Origin of the sequence: Pseudomonas sp. R84 (assembly GCF_009834515.1) — a bacterium.
Taxonomy (GTDB): Bacteria; Pseudomonadota; Gammaproteobacteria; order Pseudomonadales; family Pseudomonadaceae; genus Aquipseudomonas.
This window is the reverse complement of the sequence record NZ_CP019426.1, coordinates 6,242,925-6,268,412: the sequence shown is the minus strand read 5'-3', so window position 1 is coordinate 6,268,412 and position 25,488 is coordinate 6,242,925. Positions and strand designations below refer to the sequence as shown.

Annotated in this window: 21 protein-coding genes; 16 read left to right on the top strand and 5 right to left on the bottom strand. The window is 60.0% G+C overall.

The genetic code is table 11. The features are described from left to right. From pepP to gcvP, 9 genes are all read left to right on the top strand, one after another. Positions 1 to 1,335 carry a Xaa-Pro aminopeptidase gene (gene pepP, locus PspR84_RS27840; protein WP_116028461.1) on the top strand — a complete coding sequence of 445 codons (1,335 nt, stop codon included), beginning with the start codon at positions 1 to 3 and terminating at the stop codon, positions 1,333 to 1,335. After that, on the top strand, positions 1,332 to 2,519 hold the full coding sequence (gene ubiH / locus PspR84_RS27835) for a 2-octaprenyl-6-methoxyphenyl hydroxylase (protein ID WP_160059832.1): 1,188 nt from the start codon (positions 1,332 to 1,334) through the stop codon (positions 2,517 to 2,519). Before pepP ends, ubiH begins: the two co-directional genes overlap by 4 nt. Then, entirely contained in the window at positions 2,512 to 2,997 is a 486-nt protein-coding gene (locus tag PspR84_RS27830; RefSeq protein WP_160059831.1) for a DUF4442 domain-containing protein, read from the top strand. The genes ubiH and PspR84_RS27830 overlap by 8 nt, the downstream gene beginning before the upstream one ends. Positions 2,998 to 3,006: 9 nt before the next feature. Then, the gene (locus PspR84_RS27825; protein ID WP_174244539.1) at positions 3,007 to 4,224 is read left to right on the top strand and encodes a 2-octaprenyl-3-methyl-6-methoxy-1,4-benzoquinol hydroxylase; all 1,218 of its coding nucleotides are present in this window, start codon (positions 3,007 to 3,009) and stop codon (positions 4,222 to 4,224) included. 220 nt (positions 4,225 to 4,444) lie between these two features. Continuing rightward, entirely contained in the window at positions 4,445 to 5,449 is a 1,005-nt protein-coding gene (locus tag PspR84_RS27820; RefSeq protein WP_160059830.1) for an extracellular solute-binding protein, read from the top strand. 245 nt (positions 5,450 to 5,694) lie between these two features. Beyond that, positions 5,695 to 7,311: an iron ABC transporter permease gene (locus PspR84_RS27815; RefSeq protein WP_160059829.1), complete on the top strand. Its 1,617-nt coding sequence runs from the start codon at positions 5,695 to 5,697 to the stop codon at positions 7,309 to 7,311. A 156-nt stretch (positions 7,312 to 7,467) separates the two neighbouring features. After that, positions 7,468 to 8,550: a glycine cleavage system aminomethyltransferase GcvT gene (gcvT, locus tag PspR84_RS27810; protein WP_038359018.1), complete on the top strand. Its 1,083-nt coding sequence runs from the start codon at positions 7,468 to 7,470 to the stop codon at positions 8,548 to 8,550. Positions 8,551 to 8,597: 47 nt separating this feature from the next. Further along, the gene (gene gcvH / locus PspR84_RS27805) at positions 8,598 to 8,981 is read left to right on the top strand and encodes a glycine cleavage system protein GcvH (RefSeq protein ID WP_160059828.1); all 384 of its coding nucleotides are present in this window, start codon (positions 8,598 to 8,600) and stop codon (positions 8,979 to 8,981) included. Positions 8,982 to 9,233: 252 nt separating this feature from the next. Continuing rightward, a complete protein-coding gene (gene gcvP, locus PspR84_RS27800) occupies positions 9,234 to 12,107 on the top strand; it encodes an aminomethyl-transferring glycine dehydrogenase (protein WP_160059827.1) in 2,874 nt (957 codons plus the stop codon). Between the two features lie 188 nt (positions 12,108 to 12,295). Here the strand turns inward: gcvP and PspR84_RS27795 are convergent, their stop codons facing one another. From PspR84_RS27795 to PspR84_RS27785, 3 genes are all read right to left on the bottom strand, one after another. Then, on the bottom strand, positions 12,296 to 12,616 hold the full coding sequence (locus PspR84_RS27795) for a DUF2388 domain-containing protein (protein ID WP_171057234.1): 321 nt from the start codon (positions 12,614 to 12,616) through the stop codon (positions 12,296 to 12,298). 66 nt (positions 12,617 to 12,682) lie between these two features. Further along, positions 12,683 to 14,467, bottom strand: coding sequence for a GspE/PulE family protein (locus PspR84_RS27790; protein WP_160059826.1), 1,785 nt, complete (start codon positions 14,465 to 14,467; stop codon positions 12,683 to 12,685). Positions 14,468 to 14,559: 92 nt separating this feature from the next. Next, positions 14,560 to 14,898, bottom strand: a complete 339-nt coding sequence (locus PspR84_RS27785) for a hypothetical protein (protein WP_160059825.1) — start codon at positions 14,896 to 14,898, stop codon at positions 14,560 to 14,562. A 126-nt stretch (positions 14,899 to 15,024) separates the two neighbouring features. On the opposite strand from PspR84_RS27785, the gene PspR84_RS27780 reads away from it, so the two are divergent. Next, the gene (locus tag PspR84_RS27780; RefSeq protein ID WP_160059824.1) at positions 15,025 to 15,495 is read left to right on the top strand and encodes an Lrp/AsnC family transcriptional regulator; all 471 of its coding nucleotides are present in this window, start codon (positions 15,025 to 15,027) and stop codon (positions 15,493 to 15,495) included. A gap of 88 nt (positions 15,496 to 15,583) precedes the next feature. Here the strand turns inward: PspR84_RS27780 and PspR84_RS27775 are convergent, their stop codons facing one another. Continuing rightward, on the bottom strand, positions 15,584 to 16,954 hold the full coding sequence (locus PspR84_RS27775; protein ID WP_160059823.1) for a CYTH domain-containing protein: 1,371 nt from the start codon (positions 16,952 to 16,954) through the stop codon (positions 15,584 to 15,586). A 156-nt stretch (positions 16,955 to 17,110) separates the two neighbouring features. Here PspR84_RS27775 and argE point away from each other — a divergent pair, with 156 nt between their 5' ends. Together argE and argA are read left to right on the top strand one after the other, a co-directional pair. Next, positions 17,111 to 18,256, top strand: a complete 1,146-nt coding sequence (argE, locus tag PspR84_RS27770) for an acetylornithine deacetylase (protein WP_160059822.1) — start codon at positions 17,111 to 17,113, stop codon at positions 18,254 to 18,256. Positions 18,257 to 18,495: 239 nt separating this feature from the next. After that, positions 18,496 to 19,794, top strand: coding sequence for an amino-acid N-acetyltransferase (gene argA / locus PspR84_RS27765; protein ID WP_007913824.1), 1,299 nt, complete (start codon positions 18,496 to 18,498; stop codon positions 19,792 to 19,794). Between the two features lie 82 nt (positions 19,795 to 19,876). Here argA and tauA read toward each other — a convergent pair whose 3' ends face one another. After that, on the bottom strand, positions 19,877 to 20,863 hold the full coding sequence (tauA, locus tag PspR84_RS27760) for a taurine ABC transporter substrate-binding protein (RefSeq protein ID WP_174244538.1): 987 nt from the start codon (positions 20,861 to 20,863) through the stop codon (positions 19,877 to 19,879). A gap of 367 nt (positions 20,864 to 21,230) precedes the next feature. On the opposite strand from tauA, the gene PspR84_RS27755 reads away from it, so the two are divergent. The 4 genes from PspR84_RS27755 to PspR84_RS27740 all read left to right on the top strand — a co-directional run bounded on the left by PspR84_RS27755 (position 21,231) and on the right by PspR84_RS27740 (position 25,480). Then, complete coding sequence (locus PspR84_RS27755; protein ID WP_160059820.1) at positions 21,231 to 22,574, top strand: OprD family porin; 1,344 nt, start codon at positions 21,231 to 21,233, stop codon at positions 22,572 to 22,574. Positions 22,575 to 22,869: 295 nt separating this feature from the next. Continuing rightward, entirely contained in the window at positions 22,870 to 23,508 is a 639-nt protein-coding gene (locus PspR84_RS27750; RefSeq protein ID WP_160059819.1) for a peroxiredoxin, read from the top strand. Positions 23,509 to 23,831: 323 nt separating this feature from the next. Next, the gene (gene ssuE / locus PspR84_RS27745) at positions 23,832 to 24,425 is read left to right on the top strand and encodes an NADPH-dependent FMN reductase (RefSeq protein ID WP_007913832.1); all 594 of its coding nucleotides are present in this window, start codon (positions 23,832 to 23,834) and stop codon (positions 24,423 to 24,425) included. An 89-nt stretch (positions 24,426 to 24,514) separates the two neighbouring features. After that, positions 24,515 to 25,480, top strand: a complete 966-nt coding sequence (locus PspR84_RS27740) for a sulfonate ABC transporter substrate-binding protein (protein WP_160059818.1) — start codon at positions 24,515 to 24,517, stop codon at positions 25,478 to 25,480. Positions 25,481 to 25,488: the final 8 nt, after the last annotated feature.

The following is a 25,488-nucleotide window of genomic DNA, read 5'->3' as shown; positions in this document are numbered from 1 at the left end:
ATGACCCATATCCCGAAAGCGGAATACAGCCGTCGCCGCAAGGCCCTGATGGCGCAGATGGAGCCCAACAGCATTGCGATTTTGCCCGCCGCCGCGGTGGCGATTCGCAACCGCGACGTCGAGCACGTCTACCGCCAGGACAGCGACTTCCAGTACCTCAGTGGCTTTCCCGAGCCGCAAGCCGTCATCGTCTTGATGCCCGGCCGCGAGCATGGCGAGTACGTGCTGTTCTGCCGTGAACGCAACGCCGAACGCGAACTGTGGGACGGCTTGCGCGCCGGGCAAGAGGGCGCGATCCGCGACTTCGGTGCCGACGACGCTTTCCCGATCACCGACATCGACGACATCCTCCCCGGCCTGATCGAAGGCCGTGACCGGGTGTATTCAGCGATGGGCAGCAACCCTGAATTCGATCGCCACCTGATGGACTGGATCAACGTCATCCGCTCCAAGGCGCACCTCGGCGCCCAGCCACCGAACGAATTCGTTGCCCTGGATCATCTGCTGCACGACATGCGCCTGTATAAATCGGCGGCAGAAGTGAAGGTGATGCGCGAAGCCGCACGGATCTCGGCGCAGGCGCATATCCGCGCGATGCAGGCCAGTCGGGCCGGGCTCTACGAGTACAGCCTCGAAGCCGAGCTCGATTACGAATTCCGCAAGGGCGGAGCGAAAATGCCGGCTTACGGTTCGATCGTCGCCGCCGGGCGCAACAGCTGCATCCTGCATTACCAGCAGAATGATGCGCTGCTCAAGGACGGTGATCTGGTGCTGATCGACGCTGGCTGCGAGATCGATTGCTACGCCAGTGACATCACCCGCACCTGGCCGGTCAACGGCAAGTTTTCGCCGGAGCAGAAAGCGATCTACGAATTGGTATTGGCCTCGCAGGAAGCCGCATTCGCCGAAATCGCCCCGAACAAGCACTGGAATCAGGCGCATGAAGCCACAGTGCGAGTGATTACCACAGGGCTGGTGAAACTCGGTTTGCTGCAAGGCGAGGTCGACGAATTGATCGCCAGCGAAGCCTATAAAGCCTTTTACATGCACCGCGCCGGCCACTGGCTGGGTATGGATGTGCATGACGTCGGCGAGTACAAGGTCGGCGGCGAATGGCGCGTGCTGGAAGTCGGCATGGCGCTGACCGTGGAGCCGGGCATCTACATCGCTCCGGACAATCAGAACGTTGCGAAGAAATGGCGCGGCATTGGCGTGCGCATCGAGGACGACGTGGTGGTGACCAAAACGGGCTGTGAAATCCTCACCAGCGGCGTACCGAAAACCGTCGCAGAAATCGAAGCGCTGATGGCACAAGCAAGGACACACGCGGCATGAGTCGAGTCAATCTGGCAATCATCGGTGGCGGTCTGGTCGGCGCCAGTCTGGCGTTGGCCTTGCAGGCCGGGGCCAAGGCGCGTGGCTGGAAGATCGTGCTGATCGAACCGTTCGCTCCCGGCGACAGCTGGCAGCCGAGCTACGACGCACGCTCGTCGGCGTTGTCCTTCGGTTCGCGGCAGATTTATCAACGCTTGGGCGTGTGGCAGGAAATCTCCCGCCGCGCCGAGCCGATCAAACAGATTCACGTCTCCGACCGTGGTCGTTTCTCCACCGCGCGCTTGTCGGCGATGGAAGAGGGTGTGCCGGCGCTGGGTTACGTGGTGGAAAACGCCTGGCTCGGCCAATGCCTGTGGCAGCACGTCGACAAAGACGTGATCAGCTGGCGTTGCCCGGCGGAAGTCACACGCATGGAGCCGCTGCCCGATGGCTATCGCCTGACCCTCAATGATGAAACCACCCTTGAGTGCGACCTCGCGGTGCTCGCCGATGGCGGTCGCTCCGGTCTGCGCGAGCAGTTGGGCATCAACGTGCGCCAGCGTCCGTACAACCAGAGCGCGCTGATCGCCAACATCACCCCGAGCGAAGCGCACAACGGCATGGCCTTCGAGCGCTTTACTGACGAAGGGCCGATGGCGCTGCTGCCACTGCCGGAAAACCGCTGCGCTCTGGTCTGGACCCGTTTGGGCATGGACGCGCAGCGCTTGGCCGATCTGAGCGAGCGCGATTTCCTCAGCGAATTGCAGGGCGTGTTCGGTTACCGCCTCGGCACGTTGAAACAGGTTGGCGCACGACATCTTTATCCGCTGACGTTGGTCGAAGCCGAAGAACAAGTGCGCTCGCATCTGGCTGTACTCGGCAACGCGGCGCACAGCCTGCACCCGATTGCCGGGCAGGGTTTCAACCTGTCGCTGCGCGATGCCGATGCCTTGGCCGCTGCATTGCTGGCGAGTGACAAACCTTTGGGCGACTTCGCCACATTGCAGGCTTATCGCGAGCGTCAGCGTCTCGATCAGGATCTCACCGTCGGTTTCTCCGATCAGGTCACGCGCCTGTTCGGCAGTACGCAGCCGCTGGTTTCGCTGGGCCGTAATATCGGCCTGCTCGGCCTCGATCTGCTGCCACCGGCCAAGCGCTGGTTTGCGCGTCAGGCCATGGGCTTGGGAACGCGTCCGGATGCTTAAGTGGCTGACCGCTAAATTCGGCAAAGCGCGATTGATGCGCTGGGTGATGACGTTCTACCCGCCGTACCTCGGCGCCGGTGTGCGGGTTCGGCACATCAGCGATGACTTTCGCGATGTGCAGGTGTCGATGGGCCTCGGCTGGTACAACCGCAATTACGTCGGTACCCAGTTCGGCGGCAGCCTGTATTCGATGGTCGATCCGTTTTTCATGCTGATGCTCATGGAGAACCTTGGCTCGCGCTACATCGTTTGGGACAAGGCAGCCGACATCGATTTCATCGCGCCGGGCAAAGGCCCGGTGTTCGCCCGGTTCAGCATCGACGAGACACTGCTCGCCGAGATTCGCCGGCAAACCGCCAATGGCGAGAAATACCTGCCACAGTTGCAGGTCGACATTCATGACGGCGCCGGCAATCTGGTGGCGCGGGTCGGTAAAACCCTTTACGTGCGGCTCAAGCCGCAAGCGAGACAGGCTTAAAGCATGGAAATGCGCGCAGATCTGCTGATTGTCGGAGCCGGAATGGTCGGCAGCGCTTTGGCGTTGGCGTTGCAGGACAGCGGACTCGAAGTCCTGCTGCTCGACGGCAGCCCGCTGAGCGTCAAACCCTTCGACGCCGAAGCCGCGTTTGAACCGCGAGTGAGTGCCTTGTCGGCAGCCAGCCAGCGCATTCTTGAACGCCTCGGCGTCTGGGAAGGCATCGCCAAACGCCGCAGCAGCCCGTACACCGACATGCATGTCTGGGACGGCAGCGGCACCGGGCAGATCCATTTCTCGGCGAGCAGTGTGCACGCCGAGGTGCTTGGCCATATCGTCGAAAACCGTGTGGTGCAGGATGCCTTGCTCGATCGCTTGCACGATTGTGATCTGGGCATGCTGGCCAATGCGCGGCTGGAACAGATGCGTCGCTCGGGTGATGACTGGCTGCTGACGCTGGCTGACGGTCGTCAGTTACGTGCGCCGTTGGTGATTGCCGCTGACGGTGCCAACTCGGCAGTGCGACGTCTGACCGGTGTGGCGACGCGTGAGTGGGATTATCTGCATCACGCCATCGTTACCAGCGTGCGCAGCAGCAAACCGCACCAGATGACCGCGTGGCAGCGCTTTACCGATCACGGGCCGTTGGCGTTTCTGCCGCTGGAACGTGACGGGCAGCAGGATTGGTGTTCGATCGTCTGGTCGACCACGCCGAGTGAGGCCGAGCGATTGATGGCGCTGGATGAAGCGGATTTCTGTCGTGAGTTGGAGCGCGCCTTTGAGGGGCGACTCGGCGAAGTGATCAGTGCCGATCCGCGACTGTGCGTGCCGCTGCGTCAGCGCCATGCCAAGCGTTATGTGGCTGAAGGCCTGGCGTTGATCGGCGACGCGGCGCACACCATTCACCCGTTGGCGGGGCAGGGTGTGAACCTGGGCTTCCTTGATGCGGCGGTGCTGGCGGAAGTGCTGTTGCAGGCGGCGGAGCGCGGTGAGCGTTTGGCCGATGTGAAAGTGCTGAGTCGTTACGAGCGTCGGCGCATGCCACACAACCTCGCGCTGATGGCGGCGATGGAAGGGTTTGAGCGGTTGTTTCAGGCCGATCCGTTGCCGGTGCGTTGGTTAAGGAATGCCGGGTTGAAGCTGGTGGAGCAGATGCCGGAGGCGAAAGCGCTGTTTGTGCGTGAAGCCCTCGGGTTGACCGGGGATCTTCCGGCCCTCGCCAAACCCTGACATCTCCATTGAGGCTGATGGCCTCTTCGCGAGCAGGCTCGCTCCCACAGTTGAAATGCATTCCAGTGTAGGCGCGAGCCTGCTCGCGAAGCGTCAGTCCAGTCACCGCAACATTCAGCCTGTGCAACATCTGGTAACTCCTTCAAAAAGAGTTCGATTGAGGTGGTAAATGTGAGTCCTTATCATTTGGCCCACATTTCCCGACCGAGAGACCGCTCCCATGTTGGCACCCAAGCGTCTTCTGACCGCACTGGCCCTGACCCTGATCGGTAGCACCACGGCCCAGGCCGCTGATGAGGTGGTGGTTTACTCGTCGCGCATCGATGAACTGATCAAACCGGTCTTCGATGCCTACACCGCCAAGACCGGGGTGAGGATCAAGTTCATCACCGACAAGGAAGCGCCGCTGATGCAGCGCATCAAGGCCGAGGGTGAAAATGCTACCGCCGACCTGCTGCTGACCGTCGATGCCGGCAACCTCTGGCAAGCCGAGCAGATGGGCATCCTGCAGCCGTTCACTTCGAAAACCATCGACGCCAACATCCCGCTGCAATATCGCTCGTCCAGCCATGCCTGGACTGGCCTGAGCCTGCGTGCGCGGACCATCGCCTACTCCACCGAACGGGTGAAACCGGGCGAACTGACCACCTACGAAGCACTGGCTGACAAGAATTGGGAAGGGCGCCTGTGTCTGCGTACGGCGAAGAAGGTCTACAACCAGTCGCTGACCGCGACCATGATCGAAGTCCATGGTGCCGAGAAGACCGAGAAGATCCTCAAGGGCTGGGTGAACAACCTGTCCACTGACGTATTCTCTGACGACGTTGCGGTGCTCGAAGCGATCAACGCCGGTCAGTGCGACGTCGGCATCGTCAACACTTACTACTACGGTCGCCTGCACAAGCAGAAGCCGGAGCTGCCGGTGAAATTGTTCTGGCCGAACCAGGCCGATCGTGGCGTGCACGTGAACCTGTCGGGCATTGGCCTGACCAAGCATGCGCCGCACCCGGAAGCGGCCAAGGCTTTGGTCGAGTGGATGACCACGCCTGAGGCGCAGAAGATCTTTGCTGACGTGAACCAAGAGTTCCCGGCCAACCCGGCGGTGGCACCTTCGGAAGAAGTGGCGGCGTGGGGCAAGTTCATTGCCGATACTTTGCCGGTGGAAGTGGCGGGCAAGCGTCAGGCTGAGGCGATCCGGATGATGGATCGGGCGGGTTGGAATTGAGGCTTTTTCGATAAATTTGTCTGCTTCAAGATCCAGCCCCTCACCCCAGCCCTCTCCCGGAGGGAGAGGGAGCCGATCTGAGTTGGATTCAAATCCTGAGTTCGACTCGATGTTTCAGGTCGATGTAGCTTGCATAAGCACCTCGGTCAGTCCCCTCTCCCTCTGGGAGAGGGCTAGGGTGAGGGCAACAATCTCAACCTGAAACACCCAAACCAAGAACACCCCAATCCCCCAGAGACCCAAAAGTGGCCCACCCCGCCCAACGCCGCTGGTACCCCATCGTCTTCGCTATCGCCGCGCTGGTGCTGTTGCCCCTGAGCGTTCTGCTGCTCTCCTGGCAGACCATCGATCAGCAAATCTGGTCGCACCTGTGGGAAACCCAGATGCCACGCCTGCTCGGTAACACTCTGACGCTGGTCGTCGGCGTTGGTGTCGGCGTGACCCTGCTCGGTGTCAGCCTGGCTTGGCTCACCAGCCTCTGCGAATTCCCCGGTCGACGCTGGCTCGACTGGGCGCTGATGCTGCCGTTCGCCATCCCCGCGTACGTACTGGCCTTCGTCTTCGTCGGCCTGCTCGACTTCGCCGGTCCTGTGCAAACACTGCTGCGTGAATGGTTCGGCACAGGCCTGCGCCTGCCACGCGTGCGCTCCACCGGCGGGGTGATCATCGTGCTGGTGCTGGTCTTCTATCCCTACGTTTACCTGCTGGCGCGCACCGCGTTTCTCGCGCAGGGCAAAGGCCTGATGGAAGCCGCGCGAGTACTCGGTCAGTCGCCGTGGCAAGCTTTCTGGCGAGTGGCGCTGCCAATGGCGCGTCCTGCGATTGGCGCCGGCGTAGCGCTGGCGCTGATGGAAACCCTCGCTGATTTCGGCGCAGTGTCGGTGTTCAACTTCGACACCTTCACCACGGCCATCTACAAGACCTGGTACGGCTTTTTCAGCCTGCCGAGCGCGGCACAACTGGCGAGTCTGTTGCTGCTGGTGGTGATGCTGGTGCTGTATGGCGAGCGTCGTGCGCGTGGCGCCAATCGGGCGAGCAACGAGCGGCCACGGGTGAAGGCGCTGTATCACTTGCGAGGGTTAAAGGCCTTCGCGGCGATGAGCTGGTGTGGCCTGGTGTTCGCCTGCGCCTTCGTCATTCCGATGCTGCAACTGATCGTCTGGTTCTGGCAGCGCGGGCGTTTCGATCTTGATGAACGCTACGCCGGGTTGATTCTGCACACCCTCTATTTAGGTGGCATGGCGGCGCTGATCACCGTCAGCGTTGCGTTGTTACTGGCCTTCGCCCGCCGGTTAGCACCGACACCGGCGATCAACTCCGGGGTCGGTCTGGCTAATCTCGGTTACGCCTTGCCGGGTTCGGTGCTGGCGGTGTCGATCATGCTCGCGTTCAGTTATCTGGATCGCGAACTGGTCATTCCGCTCTCCGGTTGGCTCGGCGGCGCGGGCAAACCGTTGCTGCTCGGCAGTCTCGCAGCATTGTTGACGGCGTATCTGGTGCGCTTTATCGCGGTCGCCTACGGCCCGCTGGAAAACAGTCTGGCGCGTATACGGCCGTCTTTGCCCGAAGCGGCACGTAGCCTCGGTGTCAGTGGGCCGCGACTGTTTTTCAAAGTGTATCTGCCGCTGTTGCTGCCCGGCACGCTGAGCGCGGCGTTGCTGGTGTTCGTCGATGTGCTCAAGGAAATGCCCGCGACCCTGCTGATGCGCCCGTTTGGCTGGGACACGCTGGCTGTACGCATCTTTGAAATGACCAGCGAAGGCGAATGGGCGCGGGCTTCTTTGCCGGCGCTGACCCTGGTTCTGGTTGGATTGTTACCGGTCATCGGCCTGATTCGCCGCTCCGCCCATCGAAACACTTAGTAGTGAGTCCTGAATCATGCGGCTACAATGCGCGGCATTCGGTGCGGTTCGTCTGACAGATCTTTTCGCTGAAATTGGCTGAAAGCCTTCTATTACAAGGCTTTCACGCTGTGCAGCGACTGTCCGCACCTTCGCCACGCCCGGAAGGAGAAACCCATGGGACAGCGTACGCCTCTGTATGACCTGCATCTCGCCCTCGGCGCGAAGATGGTCGATTTTGGCGGTTGGGACATGCCACTGCATTACGGCTCGCAGGTCGAGGAGCACCACGAAGTGCGCCGCGATTGCGGGGTGTTCGATGTATCCCACATGACCGTGATCGATGTCACCGGCCCCCAGGCCAAGGCCTGGCTGCAGCATTTGCTGGCCAATGACGTCGATCGCCTGCACCGCCCCGGCCGTGCCTTGTACAGCACCATGCTCAACGAGCGTGGCGGCATCGTCGATGACATGATTGTCTATCGTCTCGATGACTGTTATCGCCTGGTGTTCAACGCCTCTACCCGCGATCAGGATCTGGCCTGGATGAACGCGCAGCTCGGCAAGTACGACGTGCAACTGCACGAGCGCTCCGAACTGGCGATGCTCGCCATTCAAGGCCCGCAGGCCCGGCACAAGATTGCCGAACTCGTCACCCAGTCCCGCGCCACGCTGATCCAGCACCTCAAACCCTTTGAAGGCTATACCGACGGTGACTGGTTCATCGCCCGTACCGGTTATACCGGTGAGGATGGCCTGGAAATCTGCCTGCCGGCCAGTCAGGCGCCGGGTTTTTTCAACGATCTGGTTGGTGCCGGCATTTCCCCGATCGGCCTCGGTGCCCGCGACACCCTGCGTGTCGAAGCCGGTATGAACCTCTACGGTCAGGACATTCATCAGGACGTTTCGCCATTGGCTTCGAACATGGCCTGGAGCATTGCCTGGGAACCCGCCACGCGCCAGTTCATTGGCCGCGCCGCTCTGGAGGCGGAAAAAGCCGCTGGTGTTGCGCACAAACTGGTCGGTCTGGTGCTGGAAGAGCGCGGTGTTTTGCGTGCCCATCAGGTGGTTCGCATCGCCGATGTTGGCGAAGGGGAGATCACCAGTGGTAGTTTCTCTCCTACGCTGAGCAAATCGATTGCCCTGGCGCGTGTTCCGATGGCAACCGCCGACCGCGCCGAAGTGGAAATCCGCGGCAAGTGGTACCCGGTACGGGTGGTCAAACCGACCTTCGTACGCCATGGCAAAACTTTGATCTAACCTTTTCCGGCGGGCAGACCGCTGACAATTTCTCGAGGACACCGAAGATGAGCGATATCCCTGCCGAACTGCGTTTTGCCGAAAGTCACGAATGGGCACGTCTGGAAGCCGATGGAACCGTCACCGTGGGCATCAGCGATCACGCGCAGGAAGCGCTGGGCGATGTGGTGTTCGTCGAGCTGACCGAATTGGGCAAGGTGTTCGCTGCGCAAGATCAGGCCGGTGTGGTCGAGTCGGTGAAAGCCGCTTCCGACATCTATTCGCCGGTCAGCGGTGAAGTCATCGCGATCAATGAAGAGCTGGGCGGTTCGCCAGAGCTGTTGAACTCCGACCCGTACGGTGCGTGGATCTTCAAGCTCAAGCCAAGCGACAAGGCCGAGCTGGACAAGCTGCTGGATGCTGCCGCTTATAGGGCTGCCATTGGCGAGTAAGCGCTAAGCAATACCCAAAGCCCCGACCCGTCGGGGCTTTTTTGTGGGCGATGATTTCCCCTTGTGGGAGCGAGCCTGCTCGCGAATGCGGTTTGTCAGAAACATTTGAATTGACTGACACACCGCCTTCGCGAGCAGGCTCGCTCCCACAAGGGGAAAGGGGGGGCTCTGAAAATTGGTGGCGATGTGGGCTGCTATGCTGGTTTGACCGTGTTGCATTGACGCCGAGCGCCAGCCAAGAGAGAGCCCGTCATGTCCCAGTTGCCGTCCCTGAGCCAGTTACGCGACCCCGATGCCTTCCTGCGCCGCCACCTCGGTCCCGACGCCGCCGAACAGCAGGCGATGCTCGACAGCCTCGGCCTCGGTAGTCGAATCGAACTGATCGAGCAAACGGTGCCGCCAGGCATTCGCTTCAATCGCGCGCTCGACCTGCCAGCGGCGCTGGATGAACAAGCCGCGCTGGCCAAACTGCGCAGTTACGCCGAGCAGAATCAGGTCTGGACCAGCCTGATCGGCATGGGCTATCACGGCACGCTCACGCCGACCGTCATCCTGCGCAACGTCCTGGAAAATCCCGGCTGGTACACCGCGTACACGCCGTATCAACCGGAGATCGCTCAAGGTCGGCTCGAAGCACTGCTAAACTTCCAGCAACTGACTATCGATCTCACCGGTCTGGAGCTCGCCAACGCGTCTCTGCTCGATGAGGCTACTGCGGCTGCCGAGGCCATGGCTTTGGCCAAACGGGTCGCCAAGTCGAAGAGCAATCTGTTTTTCGTCGATGAGAATTGCCATCCACAGACTATTTCCGTTGTGGAAACCCGCGCTGAAGGCTTTGGCTTCGAGCTGATAATCGACGCTGTGGATAACTTGAATCAGCACCAGGTGTTTGGCGCGCTGCTGCAGTATCCGGACACCCATGGCGAGGTTCGCGATCTGCGTCCGCTGATCGATCACTTGCATGCGCAGCAGGCGCTGGCCTGTGTCGCTACCGATTTGTTGAGTTTGCTGTTGCTGACGCCACCGGGTGAACTGGGTGCCGATGTGGTGTTCGGCTCGTCCCAGCGCTTCGGCGTGCCGATGGGTTACGGCGGCCCGCATGCCGCATTTTTTGCCAGTCGCGAGGAATACAAACGGGCGATTCCGGGGCGGATCATCGGTGTGTCGAAAGATGCCCGGGGCAACGTCGCGCTGCGCATGGCCCTGCAAACCCGCGAACAACATATCCGCCGTGAGAAGGCCAATTCGAACATCTGCACCGCGCAGGTACTGTTGGCCAACATCGCCAGTTTCTACGCGGTGTATCACGGCCCGGAAGGTTTGAAACGCATCGCCCAGCGCACGCATCGGTTGACCTGCATTCTGGCGGCCGGGCTTGAGCGCAAAGGCATCAGTCGGGTCAATGCGCAGTTCTTCGACACGCTGACGCTGGACGTCGGCGGTGCGCAAACCGCGATTATCGAAAGCGCTCAGGCTGCGCAGATCAACCTGCGAATTCTTGGTCGCGGCCGTGTGGGACTGAGTCTTGATGAGACAACCAATGAAAGCACGGTGGCCAAGCTGTTCGATGTATTGCTGGGTGCCGATCATGGGTTGAACGTCGATGAACTTGACGCTGAAGCCCTGAGTTCGGGCATCCCCGACAACCTTCAGCGCAAAACCCCGTACCTGCGCCACCCGGTGTTCAACGCTCACCACAGCGAAACCGAGATGCTGCGTTATCTCAAACAACTGGAGAACAAGGATCTGGCGCTCAACCAATCGATGATCCCGCTGGGCTCCTGCACTATGAAACTCAACGCCACCAGCGAAATGATCCCGATCACCTGGCCGCAATTCGCCAACCTGCATCCGTTCGTGCCCCGCGAGCAGGCGGTCGGTTACACCTTGATGATCGAAGAACTGGAACGCTGGCTGTGCGCAATCACCGGGTTTGATGCGATCTGCATGCAGCCCAACTCCGGCGCCCAGGGCGAATACGCCGGGCTGCTGGCGATCCGTAAGTATCACAAGAGCCGGCAGCAGGGTGCGCGGGAAATCTGCCTGATTCCCTCCTCGGCCCATGGCACCAACCCGGCGTCGGCGCAGATGGCTGGAATGCGCGTGGTGATCGTCGAATGCGACGAGGCGGGCAACGTCGATCTGGAAGATTTGAAGTCGAAAGCCGCCGAGGCTGGGGATAAATTGTCGTGCCTGATGGCAACCTATCCGTCGACTCACGGTGTGTACGAAGAGGGCATCAGCGAGATCTGCGAAGTTATCCACAAACACGGCGGCCAGGTGTACATGGACGGCGCCAACCTCAATGCGCAGGTCGGGTTGGCGCGGCCGGCCGACATCGGCGCCGATGTGTCGCACATGAATTTGCACAAGACCTTCTGCATCCCCCACGGCGGTGGCGGCCCGGGCATGGGGCCGATCGGTATTCGCGCGCATCTGGCACCGTTTGTCGCTAATCACCCGGTAGTGCCGATTGACGGGCCGCTGGCGCAGAACGGCGCCGTCAGCGCGGCGCCATGGGGCAGCGCGAGCATTTTGCCGATCAGCTGGATGTACATCGCCATGATGGGGCCGCAGTTGGCCGATGCCAGTGAAGTGGCGATCCTGACGGCGAATTACCTGGCGCAGCATTTATCTGGCGCGTTCCCGGTGCTGTACACCGGGCGCAACGGGCGCGTAGCCCACGAATGCATTCTCGATCTGCGACCGTTGAAGGCGCAGACCGGCATCAGTGAGGAAGACGTCGCCAAGCGCCTGATGGATTACGGCTTTCACGCGCCGACCATGTCGTTCCCCGTGCCCGGCACCTTGATGGTCGAGCCGACCGAGAGTGAGTCCAAGGCTGAACTGGATCGGTTTATCGGTGCAATGTTGAGCATTCGCGCAGAAATTACCGAAGTGCAGAACGGCAACTGGCCGGCCGAGGACAACCCGCTGAAACGGGCGCCGCATACCCTGGCGGATGTCACCGGGATTTGGGAGCGGCCGTACAGCATCGAGCAAGGAATTACCCCGGATGCGCACACCAAGGCGCACAAGTATTGGCCGGCGGTGAACCGGGTCGACAATGTTTACGGCGATCGAAACCTGTTCTGCGCCTGTGTCCCGGTGGATGATTACCGCTGATTTCCCGGCAAGCACACCTTCCCCTGTGGGAGCGAGCCTGCTCGCGAAAGCGGTGAATCAGTCACCTGAGAATTTGCCTGACACACCGCTATCGCGAGCAGGCTCACTCCTACAAGGGATTGTGGTGATCCTGAAATCCAGGCAAAAAAACGCCGCTCATATGAGCGGCATTTCTGTTAGCGAACGGCTTACTCGGAAGCCACGGCGTTCTTCGCCAGAATCGCATTCGCCAGTTCCATGTCTGTCGCCTGCAGGCCCGGATTGTCGGCGCGGACTTTTTGCATCGCGGCTTCCAGATACGGACCACGAATGCCGCCGTCACTGGCAACGAAACTGCCGGCATCGTCCTGAGCGGCGATGATCAGCTTGTGATCCTTGAAGGTCAGGTAGGTCGAACCGGTGGTGGCACCGGACGAGATGACGTTACGCCAAAAGCTGTCCGCCATGGCCGAACCAACGGGAAGGGACAGCAAGGCCAGTGTGGCAACAGCAAGTTTGAGACGCATGATGAGATGACTCCTGGGGGTTAACTACGGCGTTGGATCGCCATTTCCCCGATCCGGTTCCGTGGCGGCTTATTTCTGCTCGCTCTGCGGCGTAACCCGCAGCACTTCCTCAACCGTCGTCAGTCCTGCGGCGACTTTCTGCGCTCCGGACAAACGCAAACTGCGCATGCCTTCCTTGAACGCCTGCCGCCGAATGGCGGTGAGATCGGTATCCGGGGTGATGAAGGCTTTGAGGCTGTCGCTCAGTTGCATGATTTCGTAAACCCCGGCGCGTCCGCGATAGCCGGTGTCGCGGCATTCCACGCAACCAATGGCGCGTTGCGCGTTGCTCGGCAACGGCGCCTGCCACGGGCGTGTCAGGGTTTGCCAGTCTTCTTCTTCGAGCGTCAGCGGCGCCTTGCAATGCGGACACAATGTGCGCACCAAACGCTGGGCCATGACCCCGAGCACGGTGGCTTTGATCAGGTAGTGCGGCACGCCGAGTTCGAGCAGACGACTGATCGCGCTGGGTGCGTCGTTGGTGTGCAGGGTCGATAACACCAGGTGCCCGGTGAGCGCCGCCTGAATCGCCATTTCAGCGGTTTCCAGGTCACGGATCTCGCCGATCATGATGATGTCCGGGTCTTGCCGCATCAGTGCGCGCACCCCGGCGGCGAAGCTCAGGTCGATGTTGTGCTGCACCTGCATCTGGTTGAACGCCGGCTCGACCATTTCGATCGGGTCTTCGATGGTGCAGAGGTTCACTTCCGGCGTCGCCAGTTTTTTCAGCGTGGTGTACAGCGTGGTGGTCTTGCCTGAACCGGTCGGCCCGGTGACCAGAATGATGCCGTTGGGCTGGCGGGTCATGTCCTGCCAACGGCGCAGGTCATCGGCGCTGAAACCCAACTGGTCGAAATCCTTGAGCAGCACTTCCGGGTCGAAAATCCGCATGACCATTTTTTCGCCGAACGCTGTAGGCAGGGTCGAAAGGCGCAGCTCGACTTCACCGCCGTCCGGGGTCTTGGTCTTGACCCGGCCGTCCTGGGGTTTGCGCTTTTCGGCGACGTTCATCCGCCCGAGGCTCTTCAGGCGACTGACAATCGCCATGGTCACCTGCGGTGGGAATTGATAAACATTGTGCAGCACGCCATCGATGCGAAAACGCACTGTGCCTTGTTCACGCCGTGGCTCGATGTGGATATCACTGGCGCGTTGCTGGAAGGCGTACTGGAACAGCCAGTCGACGATGTTGACGATGTGCGCGTCGTTGGCGTCCGGCTCCTGATCGCTGGCGCCGAGGTTGAGCAGTTGTTCGAAATTGCCGAGGTTGCCGCTCTGGGTGTCGGCATTGCTGGCGCCGCTGACCGATTTCGCCAAGCGGAAAAACTCGACACTGAAGCGCTGGATGTCCGCCGGGTTGGCTACTACGCGTTTGATCGGCAGCTTGAGTACGTGAGTCAGGTCAGCTTCCCAACCGGTGACGTAGGGCTGAGCGCTGGCCACGGTGACGGTATCGCGGTCGACCGCCACGGCGAGAATCTTGTGCCGTTGTGCGAAGGCGTAGGACATCAAGGGCGTGATCGCGGCGACATTGATTTTCAGCGGGTCGATGCGCAAATACGGCTGGCCGGCCTGCTGCGCCAGCCACAGGGTCAGGCTTTCCAGGTCGAGGTGTTTACCTGGACGGCTAAGGTCGTCGAGCTGCTGACTGGCGATGAACTCCAGCGGATGCATCTGGCCGTGGGCGGCGTGGCGGCGGCGGGCATTCAGTGCCTGCTCCGCCGAGTCCTGGCAAATAAAGCCTTGGGCGACCAGTTCACGCAGCACCTCGTTGAGTTCCAGCCAGCGGTCCTGAGTGGCAAGTTGAACGGACATGCGGGCTTCCTTTTGAGCGACAGTGCGCAAAAGAATAGTCGTGACCCTGCAGACCGTTGGGCCACTACCCGACGAAGCCGTTGCCGGATTTGTCAGCCGGCTGCTTGTGCCGGCGCATCCCAAACGCTATCGGCGTTTTGCAGATTCACCGAGCAGACGCTGATCAGGTTGCGAAGTTTTTCCGCGATCACTTGCGCGCGATGCCAACTGAAACCGCCCATGACGATGTCGATCGACATCAAGTCATCCATTCGCTGCACGTTGACCTGCTCGGGTGTGAGGAATTGCAGGGCGAACAGGTTGAGCACCCGCACCAGCAAATCCGGCTCGGCCTCGGCGAGGATTTGATATTGCGCCAGGCAATGGGCGTTGCTGACGTTCCAGACATCGGCGCGGGTTGGCGCGGTGGTTACTGCTTCGAGGTGCGGCATGGCGAGTCTCCAAAATTTCTGGAGGAATTTTTACATTCGTCGCGGGGTATTTCTTGGCTATGATCGGCGTTATTGGCGGTCGATCGAATTGATCAATTCGCAAGATTTTCGATTGGAGGTTTTTCTATGCACAGCGAGCTGGACAGCTACGACCGCAAGATTCTCGCCCTGCTGCAAGAGGACGCTTCACTGTCGAGCGCGCAGATCGCCGAGCAGGTCGGCCTGTCGCAATCGCCGTGCTGGCGGCGGATTCAGCGGATGAAGGAGGAGGGCATCATTCGCGGCCAAGTGACCTTGCTCGATCGCAAGAAGATCGGCCTGAACACGCAGATCTTTGCCGAGATCAAACTTAACGCCCACGGGCGTTCGAACTTCACTGAGTTTACCGAGGCGATTCGTGGCTTTCCGGAAGTGCTGGAGTGTTATGTGCTGATGGGCTCGGTGGATTTTTTGCTGCGGATTGTCGCGGCGGACATTGAGGCGTATGAGCGGTTCTTCTTCGAGAAGCTGTCGCTGGTTCCGGGGATACAGGAAGTGAATTCGATTGTGGCGTTGTCGGAGATCAAGTCCACCACCAGTTTGCCTGTCTTGCGATAAAGCAAAAGATCGCAGCCTTCGGCAGCTACTACAGGGGAAATGCATTCCAAAGGTAGGAGCTGCCGAAGGCTGCGATCTTTTAGCGGTGTTACATGCGCAGGAGCATTTTCCACGCGCGATTCTGGTAAACCGCAATCGCCTGTTGCTTGCGTGCGTCGAGCAGTTCGTCAGTGATCGTAGGTTCGTTGGCCAGTTGCGCCAGCTTGTTCAGCTCGCCGTACAGACGATCCATTTCCGCGATGTCCAGCACGTTACGGGCGTGGTGCAGCCATACCTGAATGCGCTCGATACGCGGCAGTTGCTCAGCCAGATCTTCCGGCTGCTGTTGATAACGCTGCAATTGCAGGGCCGTGGCTTCTTCGCCCAAGGTACGCGGCAGCCAGCTGTGCAACTGCGCGCCGCCCTGACGATTGCCACGCACATTGCGCTCGGCGGTCCAGGTGCGGGCCAGCAACCAACGCGAAGTGTTCAGCGAGAACAGGCCCCAGCGCGGGTCTTCGAGTTCTTCGAGGAACTGCTCCGGTGCGGCTTTGCGCACGTCTTCGTCTTCGATACCGGCCTGCACCAGCGGGCGCCAGTCTTCCAGCAAGGCATCCAGGGCAACGCGCAGATCATGGGTCGACTGACGCGGTGCGGCCTGGCCGAGGCTGCTGAGCAGGGCGCGCATTTCTGCAAGGTTTTCGACCCAATCGAGCAACAGGCGCCAGTGGCCGTTGAAGCGATATTGTTCAGCCAGACGCTGGCTGCTGCCGAGCAAATGCCAGCTCAGCGCGGCGAAGGCGTCGTCGAGTTGGGTTTCCGCGGTCAGCTCCGGTGCCGGCAGGCTTAGCGAGTAGCTGTTGGCGTCGTACAAGCGGTAGCCGCGTTCAGCCTTGCTGATGTCGCACGGCATCAGCGCCAGGGTTTCCGCCAGTTCAGCGGCCAGTTCCAGCAGCGCGGCAGGCTCGCCTTCGCGCAGTTCCAGTTCCAGCTCGCAGATTTCTTCTTTCTGCTTGCCGACTACCACGTGACCGAGGTCCAGCGCGGCTTCGATAACCACTTTGGATTTGCCACGGCCCCAGGCGATTTCGGCGCGCTCGCGGACGAAATCGGTGGTGAAGATCGGCTTGAGGGTTTTCTTGTCCAGCTCGGCCAGCGACTCGGGCCAGCATTCGCCGTCGAGTTTCTTCACGTCGAGCTTGGCTTTCGGCAACTTCCAGTCGTATTCATTACGCTCGGACAGACCGGCGACGCTCTGGCCACGGGTCTTGAGGGTCTGAATCACTTCGTCACCGTCCTTGCGCAGGCGCAGGGCGACTTTGGCCTGCGCCAGATCGCGCTCGGGGGTGTCGAAGTACTGGTTCATCAACTCACGGCGTTCCCAGCCATTTTTGTTGCGTTTTTTCAGTAGCGGATGCTCGCGCAGAGCGGCGAGGGTTTCGCGGCTGACGCGGAGTTTGATTTCGGTTTCTTTCTGCATGGCCGGAAAATCCAGGATCGGGAGCGCAGCCGGGGGAATGTGTGGCTGCCAAGGCCGTGCAGTGTACAGGACTCAAACTTCCTACGCCCTGCGACGGTTTATTCCGAGCGCCGGATGGTTCTATGATGGACCTCAATTCGGGAGTTGGAGTCAGCGATGCCTTTGCCATCCATGCAAGACCAGTTCGCGGCGCTGATCGCCGCGCCGTCGGTCAGCTGTACCCAACCGAACCTCGATCAGTCCAATCGCGCGGTGATCGATTTGCTCGCCGGGTGGCTGGGTGACCTGGGTTTCAGCTGCGATATCCAGCAGGTCAGCCCCGGCAAATTCAACCTGCTTGCCAGTTTCGGCAGCGGCCCCGGCGGGCTGGTGCTGGCCGGGCACAGCGACACGGTGCCGTACGACGATGCGTTGTGGCAGACCGATCCGCTGAAGCTCACCGAAGTCGATGGCCGCTGGGTCGGGCTGGGTAGTTGCGACATGAAGGGCTTTTTCGCGCTGATCATCGAAGCCGTGCTGCCGCTGCTCGATCAGCCGTTCAAGCAGCCGTTGCTGATCCTCGCCACCTGCGACGAAGAAAGCTCAATGTCCGGCGCCCGCGCACTGGCCGAAGCCGGGCGTCCGTTAGGCCGCGCGGCGGTGATCGGCGAGCCGACCGGCCTCAAGCCTATCCGCATGCACAAAGGCATCATGATGGAGCGCATCGACATCCTCGGGCAGAGCGGCCATTCGTCGGATCCGCGTCTGGGGCACAGCGCCCTCGAAGCCATGCACGATGCGATCGGCGAACTGCGCGGCCTGCGTCTGTTGTGGCAGCGTGAATTCAATAATCCGCAGTTCAGCGTGCCGCAGCCGACGATGAACTTCGGTTGCATCCATGGCGGCGACAATCCCAACCGTATCTGCGGCCAGTGTTCGCTGGAGTTTGACCTGCGACCGCTGCCCGGCATGGACCCGAAAGTCCTGCGCGCGGAGATTCTGCGCAAGCTCAACCCGGTCGCCGAGCGGCATCAGGTGAAGATCGATTACAAACCGTTGTTCCCGGAAGTGCCACCGTTTGAGCAGTCGGAAGACGCCGAACTGGTGCGCATCGCCGAAAAGCTCACCGGTCACAGCGCCGAAGCAGTAGCGTTCGGCACCGAAGCGCCTTATCTTCAGCGCCTTGGCTGCGAAACCATCGTGCTCGGCCCCGGCGACATCGCCTGCGCACATCAGCCCGGCGAGTACCTTGAAATGTCACGTTTGCAGCCTACCGTGCATCTATTACGGCAACTGATTGAACATTACTGCCTGAAGAATTGAACGCATCCCTTGTAGGAGCTGCCGAAGGCTGCGATCTTTTGCTTTTGTTTCAGAAGATCAAAAGATCGCAGCCTGCGGCAGCTCCTACAGGGGCAAGTCGTTAAATTAGTAGGAATCCAACCCGTATTCATGAGGAGAGCGCGCGTGTCGCCAAGCCTGTTCCGACGATAACCATCAGCCCGCTGTGCGTTTTCCGTTTCGCCCCTTTTTAGGCTGCTATTTATTACAGGCCCAGGTTCATGCCCGAATACGTTAACTGGCTTCGTCACGCGTCCCCTTACATCAATGCCCACCGCGACTGCACCTTCGTCGTCATGCTGCCCGGCGATGGCGTCGAGCATCCGAATTTTGGCAATATCGTCCACGACATCGTCTTGCTGCACAGCCTCGGCGTGCGCTTGGTGCTGGTGCACGGTTCGCGCCCGCAGATCGAAACCCGCCTCGCTGCGCGCGGCCTGACCCCGCATTACCACCACGGCATGCGTATCACCGATGCGGCAACGCTGGAATGTGTAATCGACGCGGTCGGCCAATTGCGCATTGCCATCGAAGCGCGTTTGTCGATGGACATGGCTTCGTCGCCAATGCAGGGCTCGCGTCTGCGCGTGGCCAGCGGCAACCTCGTCACCGCGCGGCCGATCGGCGTGCTCGAAGGCGTCGACTATCACCACACCGGCGAAGTGCGCCGGGTCGACCGCAAGGGCATCAATCGTCTGCTCGATGAGCGTTCGATCGTGCTGTTGTCGCCGCTGGGCTATTCGCCGACCGGTGAAATTTTCAACCTCGCCTGTGAAGACGTCGCCACCCGCGCTGCCATCGATCTGGGCGCAGATAAATTGCTATTGTTTGGCGCCGACCTCGGTCTTATCGACGAGAACGGCAAACTGGTGCGTGAGCTGCGTCCACAGCAAGTGCCGGCGCATTTGCAGCGTCTGGGCAGCAACTATCAGGCAGAACTGCTCGATGCCGCTGCCGAAGCCTGTCGTGGCGGCGTGGCGCGCAGCCATATCGTCAGTTACGCCGAAGATGGCGCGCTGCTGACAGAGCTGTTCACTCGTGACGGTGGCGGTACGCTGGTCGCTCAAGAGCAGTTCGAACTGGTCCGCGAGGCGGCGATTGAAGATGTCGGCGGCTTGCTCGACTTGATCAGTCCGCTGGAAGAGCAGGGGATTCTGGTGCGTCGCTCGCGCGAAGTGCTGGAGCGCGAGATCGAGCAGTTCAGCGTGGTCGAGCGTGAGGGCATGATCATCGCCTGTGCGGCGCTGTATCAGATTGCCGATTCCGATGCCGGTGAACTGGCGTGTCTGGCAGTGAACCCGGAGTACCGCCATGGCGGTCGCGGTGATGAATTGCTGGAGCGCATCGAAACCCGAGCACGGGCGCAGGGTTTGAAGACCTTGTTCGTCCTCACCACGCGCACCGCGCACTGGTTCCGTGAGCGTGGGTTCGAGCCGAGCAGCGTCGAGCGCCTGCCGGCGGCGCGGGCTTCGCTGTACAACTTTCAGCGTAATTCGAAAATCTTCGAAAAGACTCTGTAACTGAGGCGCTCCATTCGCGAGCAGGCTCGCTCCCACATTTGTTCAATGAACCCCTGTGGGAGCGAGCCTGCTCGCGAAGCTTTTATTGCGCCACAAACTTCGCGCTGACATACGGCGAATAATCCGGCAGCACCGTTTCAACCTTGCCCTGTTCCTTCAAAAACTTCGCCGTCTCGCCAATCGCTTTCGCCGTGCCGCCGTCCAGCAGCGCCGTGGTTTGCTGCGCCTTAGCGTCCGGGAACGCCGACCCTGCGAGCAATTCCGGCACATCAGCGGCATTGGCACCGGTCAGTTTGGCGATTTTCTGTACCGGCACCGAGTCAGCCGTCCAGCTGTCTTTATGCGCCGCGTAATCGGCAAATGAATCCAGCGTAACCTTGGCGAACTTCGCGACAACGTCAGGATGCTTCTCGGCAAAATCCTTGCGCGCGACCCAAACCTCGAAGGTTGGCGCACCCCACTGGCCGACCTGCGCAGCATCGGTCAGGGTCTTGCCGGTCTTGCGAATTTCCCCCAGCGCAGGCGACCAGACAAATGCGCCATCGATATCGCCACGCTTCCACGCCGCTGCGATCTCTGCTGGTTGCAGGTTCACCACTTTGACTTTCGAGGCGTCCAGGCCCCAGTGCTTGAGGGCGCCGAGCAGGCTGTAGTGTGAGGTCGAAACGAAAGGTGTGGCGATGGTTTTGCCGACCAGGTCCTGGGGGGTGTTGATGCCGCTGCCATTGCGCACCACCAACGCTTCGGCGGCATTGATCTGCGCCGAAACGATGAACGCCACAATCGGCAGATTACGCGAAGCGGCAGCGGCAAATGGGCTGGAACCGAGGTTGCCGATCTGCACGTCACCCGAAGCAATGGCTGTCACAACTTCCGGGCCACTGTTGAAGCGGCGCCAGTCGATTTTCTCGCCGATGGTTTTCTCGTAGACGCCGTCGGCCTGGGGGACTTTGCTCGGGTCGATACCGGTCTGATAACCCACGGTGAGGTTGGCGGCATGGGCCGAAAAAGAAATCAGCGCTGACACACAAACTGTAACAAATTGACTAGATAGTGCGCGTTTGGCCATCATGGCGTCGCCTTTTCGATAGGGTTTGACGATTCGGGGTTACGCCAAAGCTAATCGATATAAAAAAAGGCTAACAAATACCATTTAGGAATGAGCTTAGTCGCCGATACGCTGTTTCCCGGCGGAGGTGGCAAGATACTGGCCATATTCCGAAATGATATGAAAAAGAATGAATAAATTCTTTTTGGGTTTATCAGGAAATCTTTACTCTGCACGGACCAAATCACTGCGATTAGACCTTGGTCGTAGACACACAAGGTTACGATTGACTTGTCAGTCACGGTCTGGCGCTAATCGCGCATCTTAGGACCCGGGGCATCAGACCCAGGGCCAGGAACACAAGAATTAGAAACGAGAGGAGCTTTACATGAACAAGTCCACCTTGGCCCTGGCTGTGGCCGTAGGGGTTATGGCGCAGCAGGCAGGCGCCGCCGGTTTCATCGAAGACAGCAAAGCTACTTTGGGGCTGCGTAACTTCTACATCAACACCGATAACCGTGACGGCGCTGGCGCCAACAAGAACGAAGAGTGGGGCCAAGGCTTCGATCTGCGTTTCATCTCCGGTTACACCCAAGGCACCGTTGGTTTCGGTATCGATGCCATCGGCCTGCTGGGCGTACGTCTGGATTCGGGCGGCGGTACTAACGGCAACAGCGGTACCGCTTACGGCGGCACTGTGTTCCCGAGCGAGTCCAACGGCAAAGCGGTGGACAACTTCTCCAGCCTGGGCCTGACTGCCAAAGCCAAGATCTCCCAGACTGAACTGAAGCTGGGTACTCTGCAGCCGAAGAATCCGGTCATCGTGACCAACGACGGTCGTCTGCTGCCACAAACCTGGCAGGGTGGCCAGATCACTTCCGGCGAAATCAAGGACCTGACCCTGGTCGGTGGTCAGATCGAAGCCGTGAAAGGTCGTAACTCCAGCAACAACGAAAACCTGTCGATCGGTGGCGCCAACACCCGTGGTACTGCGTTCCGTGACAGCAACAAGTTCATCTACGCCGGTGGTGACTACAAGATCACCAAAGACCTGACTGCCCAGTACTACTACGGCAACCTGGAAGACTTCTACAAACAGCACTTCCTGGGTCTGGTTCACAACTGGGCAATCGGCCCGGGCGTATTGAAGTCCGACTTCCGTTACTTCAACAGCTCCGACGACGGCAAGAACGGCACTGATTCGGCTTACTACAGCAGCGGCAACTACACCGGTTTCCGTAACGGTCGTGGTGAAGTTGATAACAACCTGTACAGCGGCCTGTTCCTGTACACCGTTGAAGGTCACACCTTCGGTGGCGGCTACCAGGTTTCCAATGGCAGCAGCGACTTCCCTTGGCTGAACCAGGGCGACGGCTCGTCGAACTACACCATCACCGACATGCAGATCCAGAAGTTCGGTCGTGCCGGCGAGAAAACCTGGCAGGCTCGCTACTCGTATGACTTCGCTAAAGTTGGTGTACCTGGCCTGACCGCTGGTGTGGTTTACCTGAAAGGCGATTCGATCGACACCGTGGGTGCCAATGGTCGCGAAAGCGCGTCGAACCGTTCCGAGTGGGAACGCGATTTCACCATCGGCTACGTAGTGCCGGAAGGCCCGTTCAAAAACGTCGGCCTGATGTGGAAAAACGCTGTATGGCGCACCGACCTGCCGAACACCCGTTCGCAGGACGAAAACCGCCTGATCGTCAGCTACTCGATCCCGCTGCTGTAATAGCGAGTTCCTGCACCTGATGTAAAAAAAGCCCCGTCCGGCATCGCGCCGGACGGGGCTTTTGCGTTTTCGAGTCAGGCCCACCCCCGTAAGCCCTCCCCGAATTTCCCTCTTTACAGCAACTCAAGGCCTTCTCGAACCTTGCGACCGATGTTCGTCGGGATGCCTGTCAGCGTCCAGTGAACAGATGTTTAATATTCTCTAATGATCTAGATATCTATTTATTTATTCTTTTTAACGATGGCAAATCCCGGGCTACAGTTGAGGTCTCCAACAACTCATCAGGAGCAGCACCATGAGCCTCAGACTCGGCGACATCGCCCCCGATTTCGAACAGGATTCCAGCGCCGGCAAGATTCGTTTCCACGAATGGCTGGGCGATAGCTGGGGCGTGCTGTTCTCCCACCCGGCGGACTTCACCCCCGTGTGCACCACCGAGCTGGGCTTCACCGCCAAGCTCAAGGATGAGTTCAGCAAGCGCGGCGTCAAGGCCATCGCGCTGTCGGTCGATCCGGTGGACTCGCACCACAAGTGGATCGAAGACATCAACGAGACCCAGAACACTGTCGTCAACTTCCCGATCCTGGCTGATGCCGATCGCAAGGTCTCCGATCTCTATGATCTGATCCACCCGAATGCCAACGACACGCTGACCGTGCGTTCGCTGTTCGTGATCGACCCGAACAAGAAGATTCGTCTGACCATCACTTACCCGGCGAGCACCGGGCGCAACTTCCACGAGATTCTGCGGGTGATCGATTCGCTGCAGCTCACCGACAACTACAAGGTGGCCACCCCGGCCAACTGGCAGGACGGTGAAGAGGTGGTGATCGTGCCTTCGCTCAAGGATGAAGATGAGATCAAAAAGCGCTTTCCGAAGGGCTATCGCGCGGTGAAACCGTACATGCGCCTGACGCCACAGCCGAATAAGTGAGATTTGCGGTGTAGCCACCACCGCTTTCGTCGGAACGCCGCCCGGAGCAGGCTCGCTCCCACAGGTGATCGCATTCCAAATGTGGGAGCGAGCCTGCTCGCGAAGGCGTTAGTCCAGTTACCACGGAACTACTAAGCAGGGGATTTCAGGCCGTTTCGACGGCCTTTTTTTTCGCCTGAAACAAAGCGAATCTCATATCTCCAAAAAGCATAACCAAATGAATAAATATGATTTATGGATATATAAATCAGCTGGTAAGGTCACTCCCATCGAAGCGAAATCGCAACCCGCGAATCGCCTGTAACGCTTAAGGAATCGTCTCAATGCTGGTCGTCTCACTCGGTGGCAGTCCCAGCCTGCGCTCCCGTTCCGGGGTGCTGCTGGAACGCTCGCAACGCTGGTTGCAGGCGCAAGGGGTGGAAGTGGTGAGTTATCAGGTGCGGGACTTCCCGGCCGAGGATTTGCTCCACGCCCGCTTCGACAGCCCGAAGGTGCTCGACCTGCTGCAACAGATTGAAAACGCCGACGGTCTGCTGATCGCCACACCGGTTTACAAAGCGTCGTTTTCCGGCGCCCTGAAGACCCTGCTGGATCTGCTGCCCGAGCGCGCCCTGAACCACAAGATTGTCTTGCCGATGGCCACGGGCGGCAGCATTGCCCACATGCTGGTGGTCGACTACGCCCTCAAGCCTGTTTTGTCGGCGCTGAAAGCCCAGGAAATGCTCCAGGGGATTTTCGCCGAGGACAGCCAGATCGCTTACGGCGAAGGCAGTGCTGCGGCGCAACTGGCTCCAGCGCTGGAGCAGCGACTGCACGAAGCGCTGGATCAGTTTGTCGGCGCCATGGCCCGTCGGCCGAAACCGCTGGAACCGGGTCTGTTGAACGAACGTTTGTTGAGTGCTCGCTGGAGCATTTAAGCCTCATCGAAATTTGAAGTACTCGCCTTACTCGCCCGCTAACGGGCAAGCAGGTGCAGCCAAAACCCAACAGCAAAAAGGAGAGCGCTATGCGCACTGTATTTTTGCGTCGTGGTCTGGTCGCTCTGTTTGCTGCGGCTGTCACCTTCGGCGCCATCACTCAAGCTCAAGCCGAGACATTGCGGATCGGTTATCAGAAGTACGGCACGCTGGTGCTGCTCAAAGCCAAGGGCACTCTGGAAAAACGTCTGGCCGCCCAAGGCGTCGACGTGCAATGGACTGAATTTCCCGGTGGCCCGCAACTGCTCGAAGGCCTGAACGTCGGCTCGATCGACTTCGGTGTCACTGGCGAAACTCCACCGGTGTTCGCTCAGGCGGCCGGCGCCGATCTGCTTTACGTCGCTTATGAACCGCCAGCGCCGAACAGCGAAGCGATCCTTGTGCCGAAAGACTCGCCGATCAAATCGGTGGCCGATCTCAAGGGCAAGAAAGTCGCCCTGAACAAAGGCTCCAACGTTCACTACCTGCTGGTGCGTGCACTGGAAGACGCCGGTCTGAAATACAGCGACATCCAGACCGTATTCCTGCCGCCGGCCGATGCTCGCGCTGCGTTCGAACGTGGCAGCGTCGACGCCTGGGTCATCTGGGATCCGTACCAGGCTGCCGCCGAGAAACAACTGCAAGCGCACACCCTGCGCGACGGCAAAGGCATTGTCGATAACCACCAGTTCTATCTCGCGACCAAGCCTTACGCACAGAAAAATCCCGAGGTGATCAAGACCCTCGTGGAAGAAGTGCGCGCGGTCGGCGAGTGGTCGAAAGCCAATCCTGAAGACGTGACCCAACAAGTCGCGCCACTGCTCGGTCTGCCGGCGGATATCACCCTGACTTCGGTGCAACGCCAGGGCTACGGCGCGCTGTTCCTGACCCCGGAAGTGGTCGCCGCGCAGCAGAAAATCGCTGACACGTTCTTCCAGCTCAAGCTGATTCCCAAGCCGCTGAGCATCAAGGATGTGATCTGGACACCACCGGCCGCTGTGGCTAAAGCGCAGTAATTCGAATC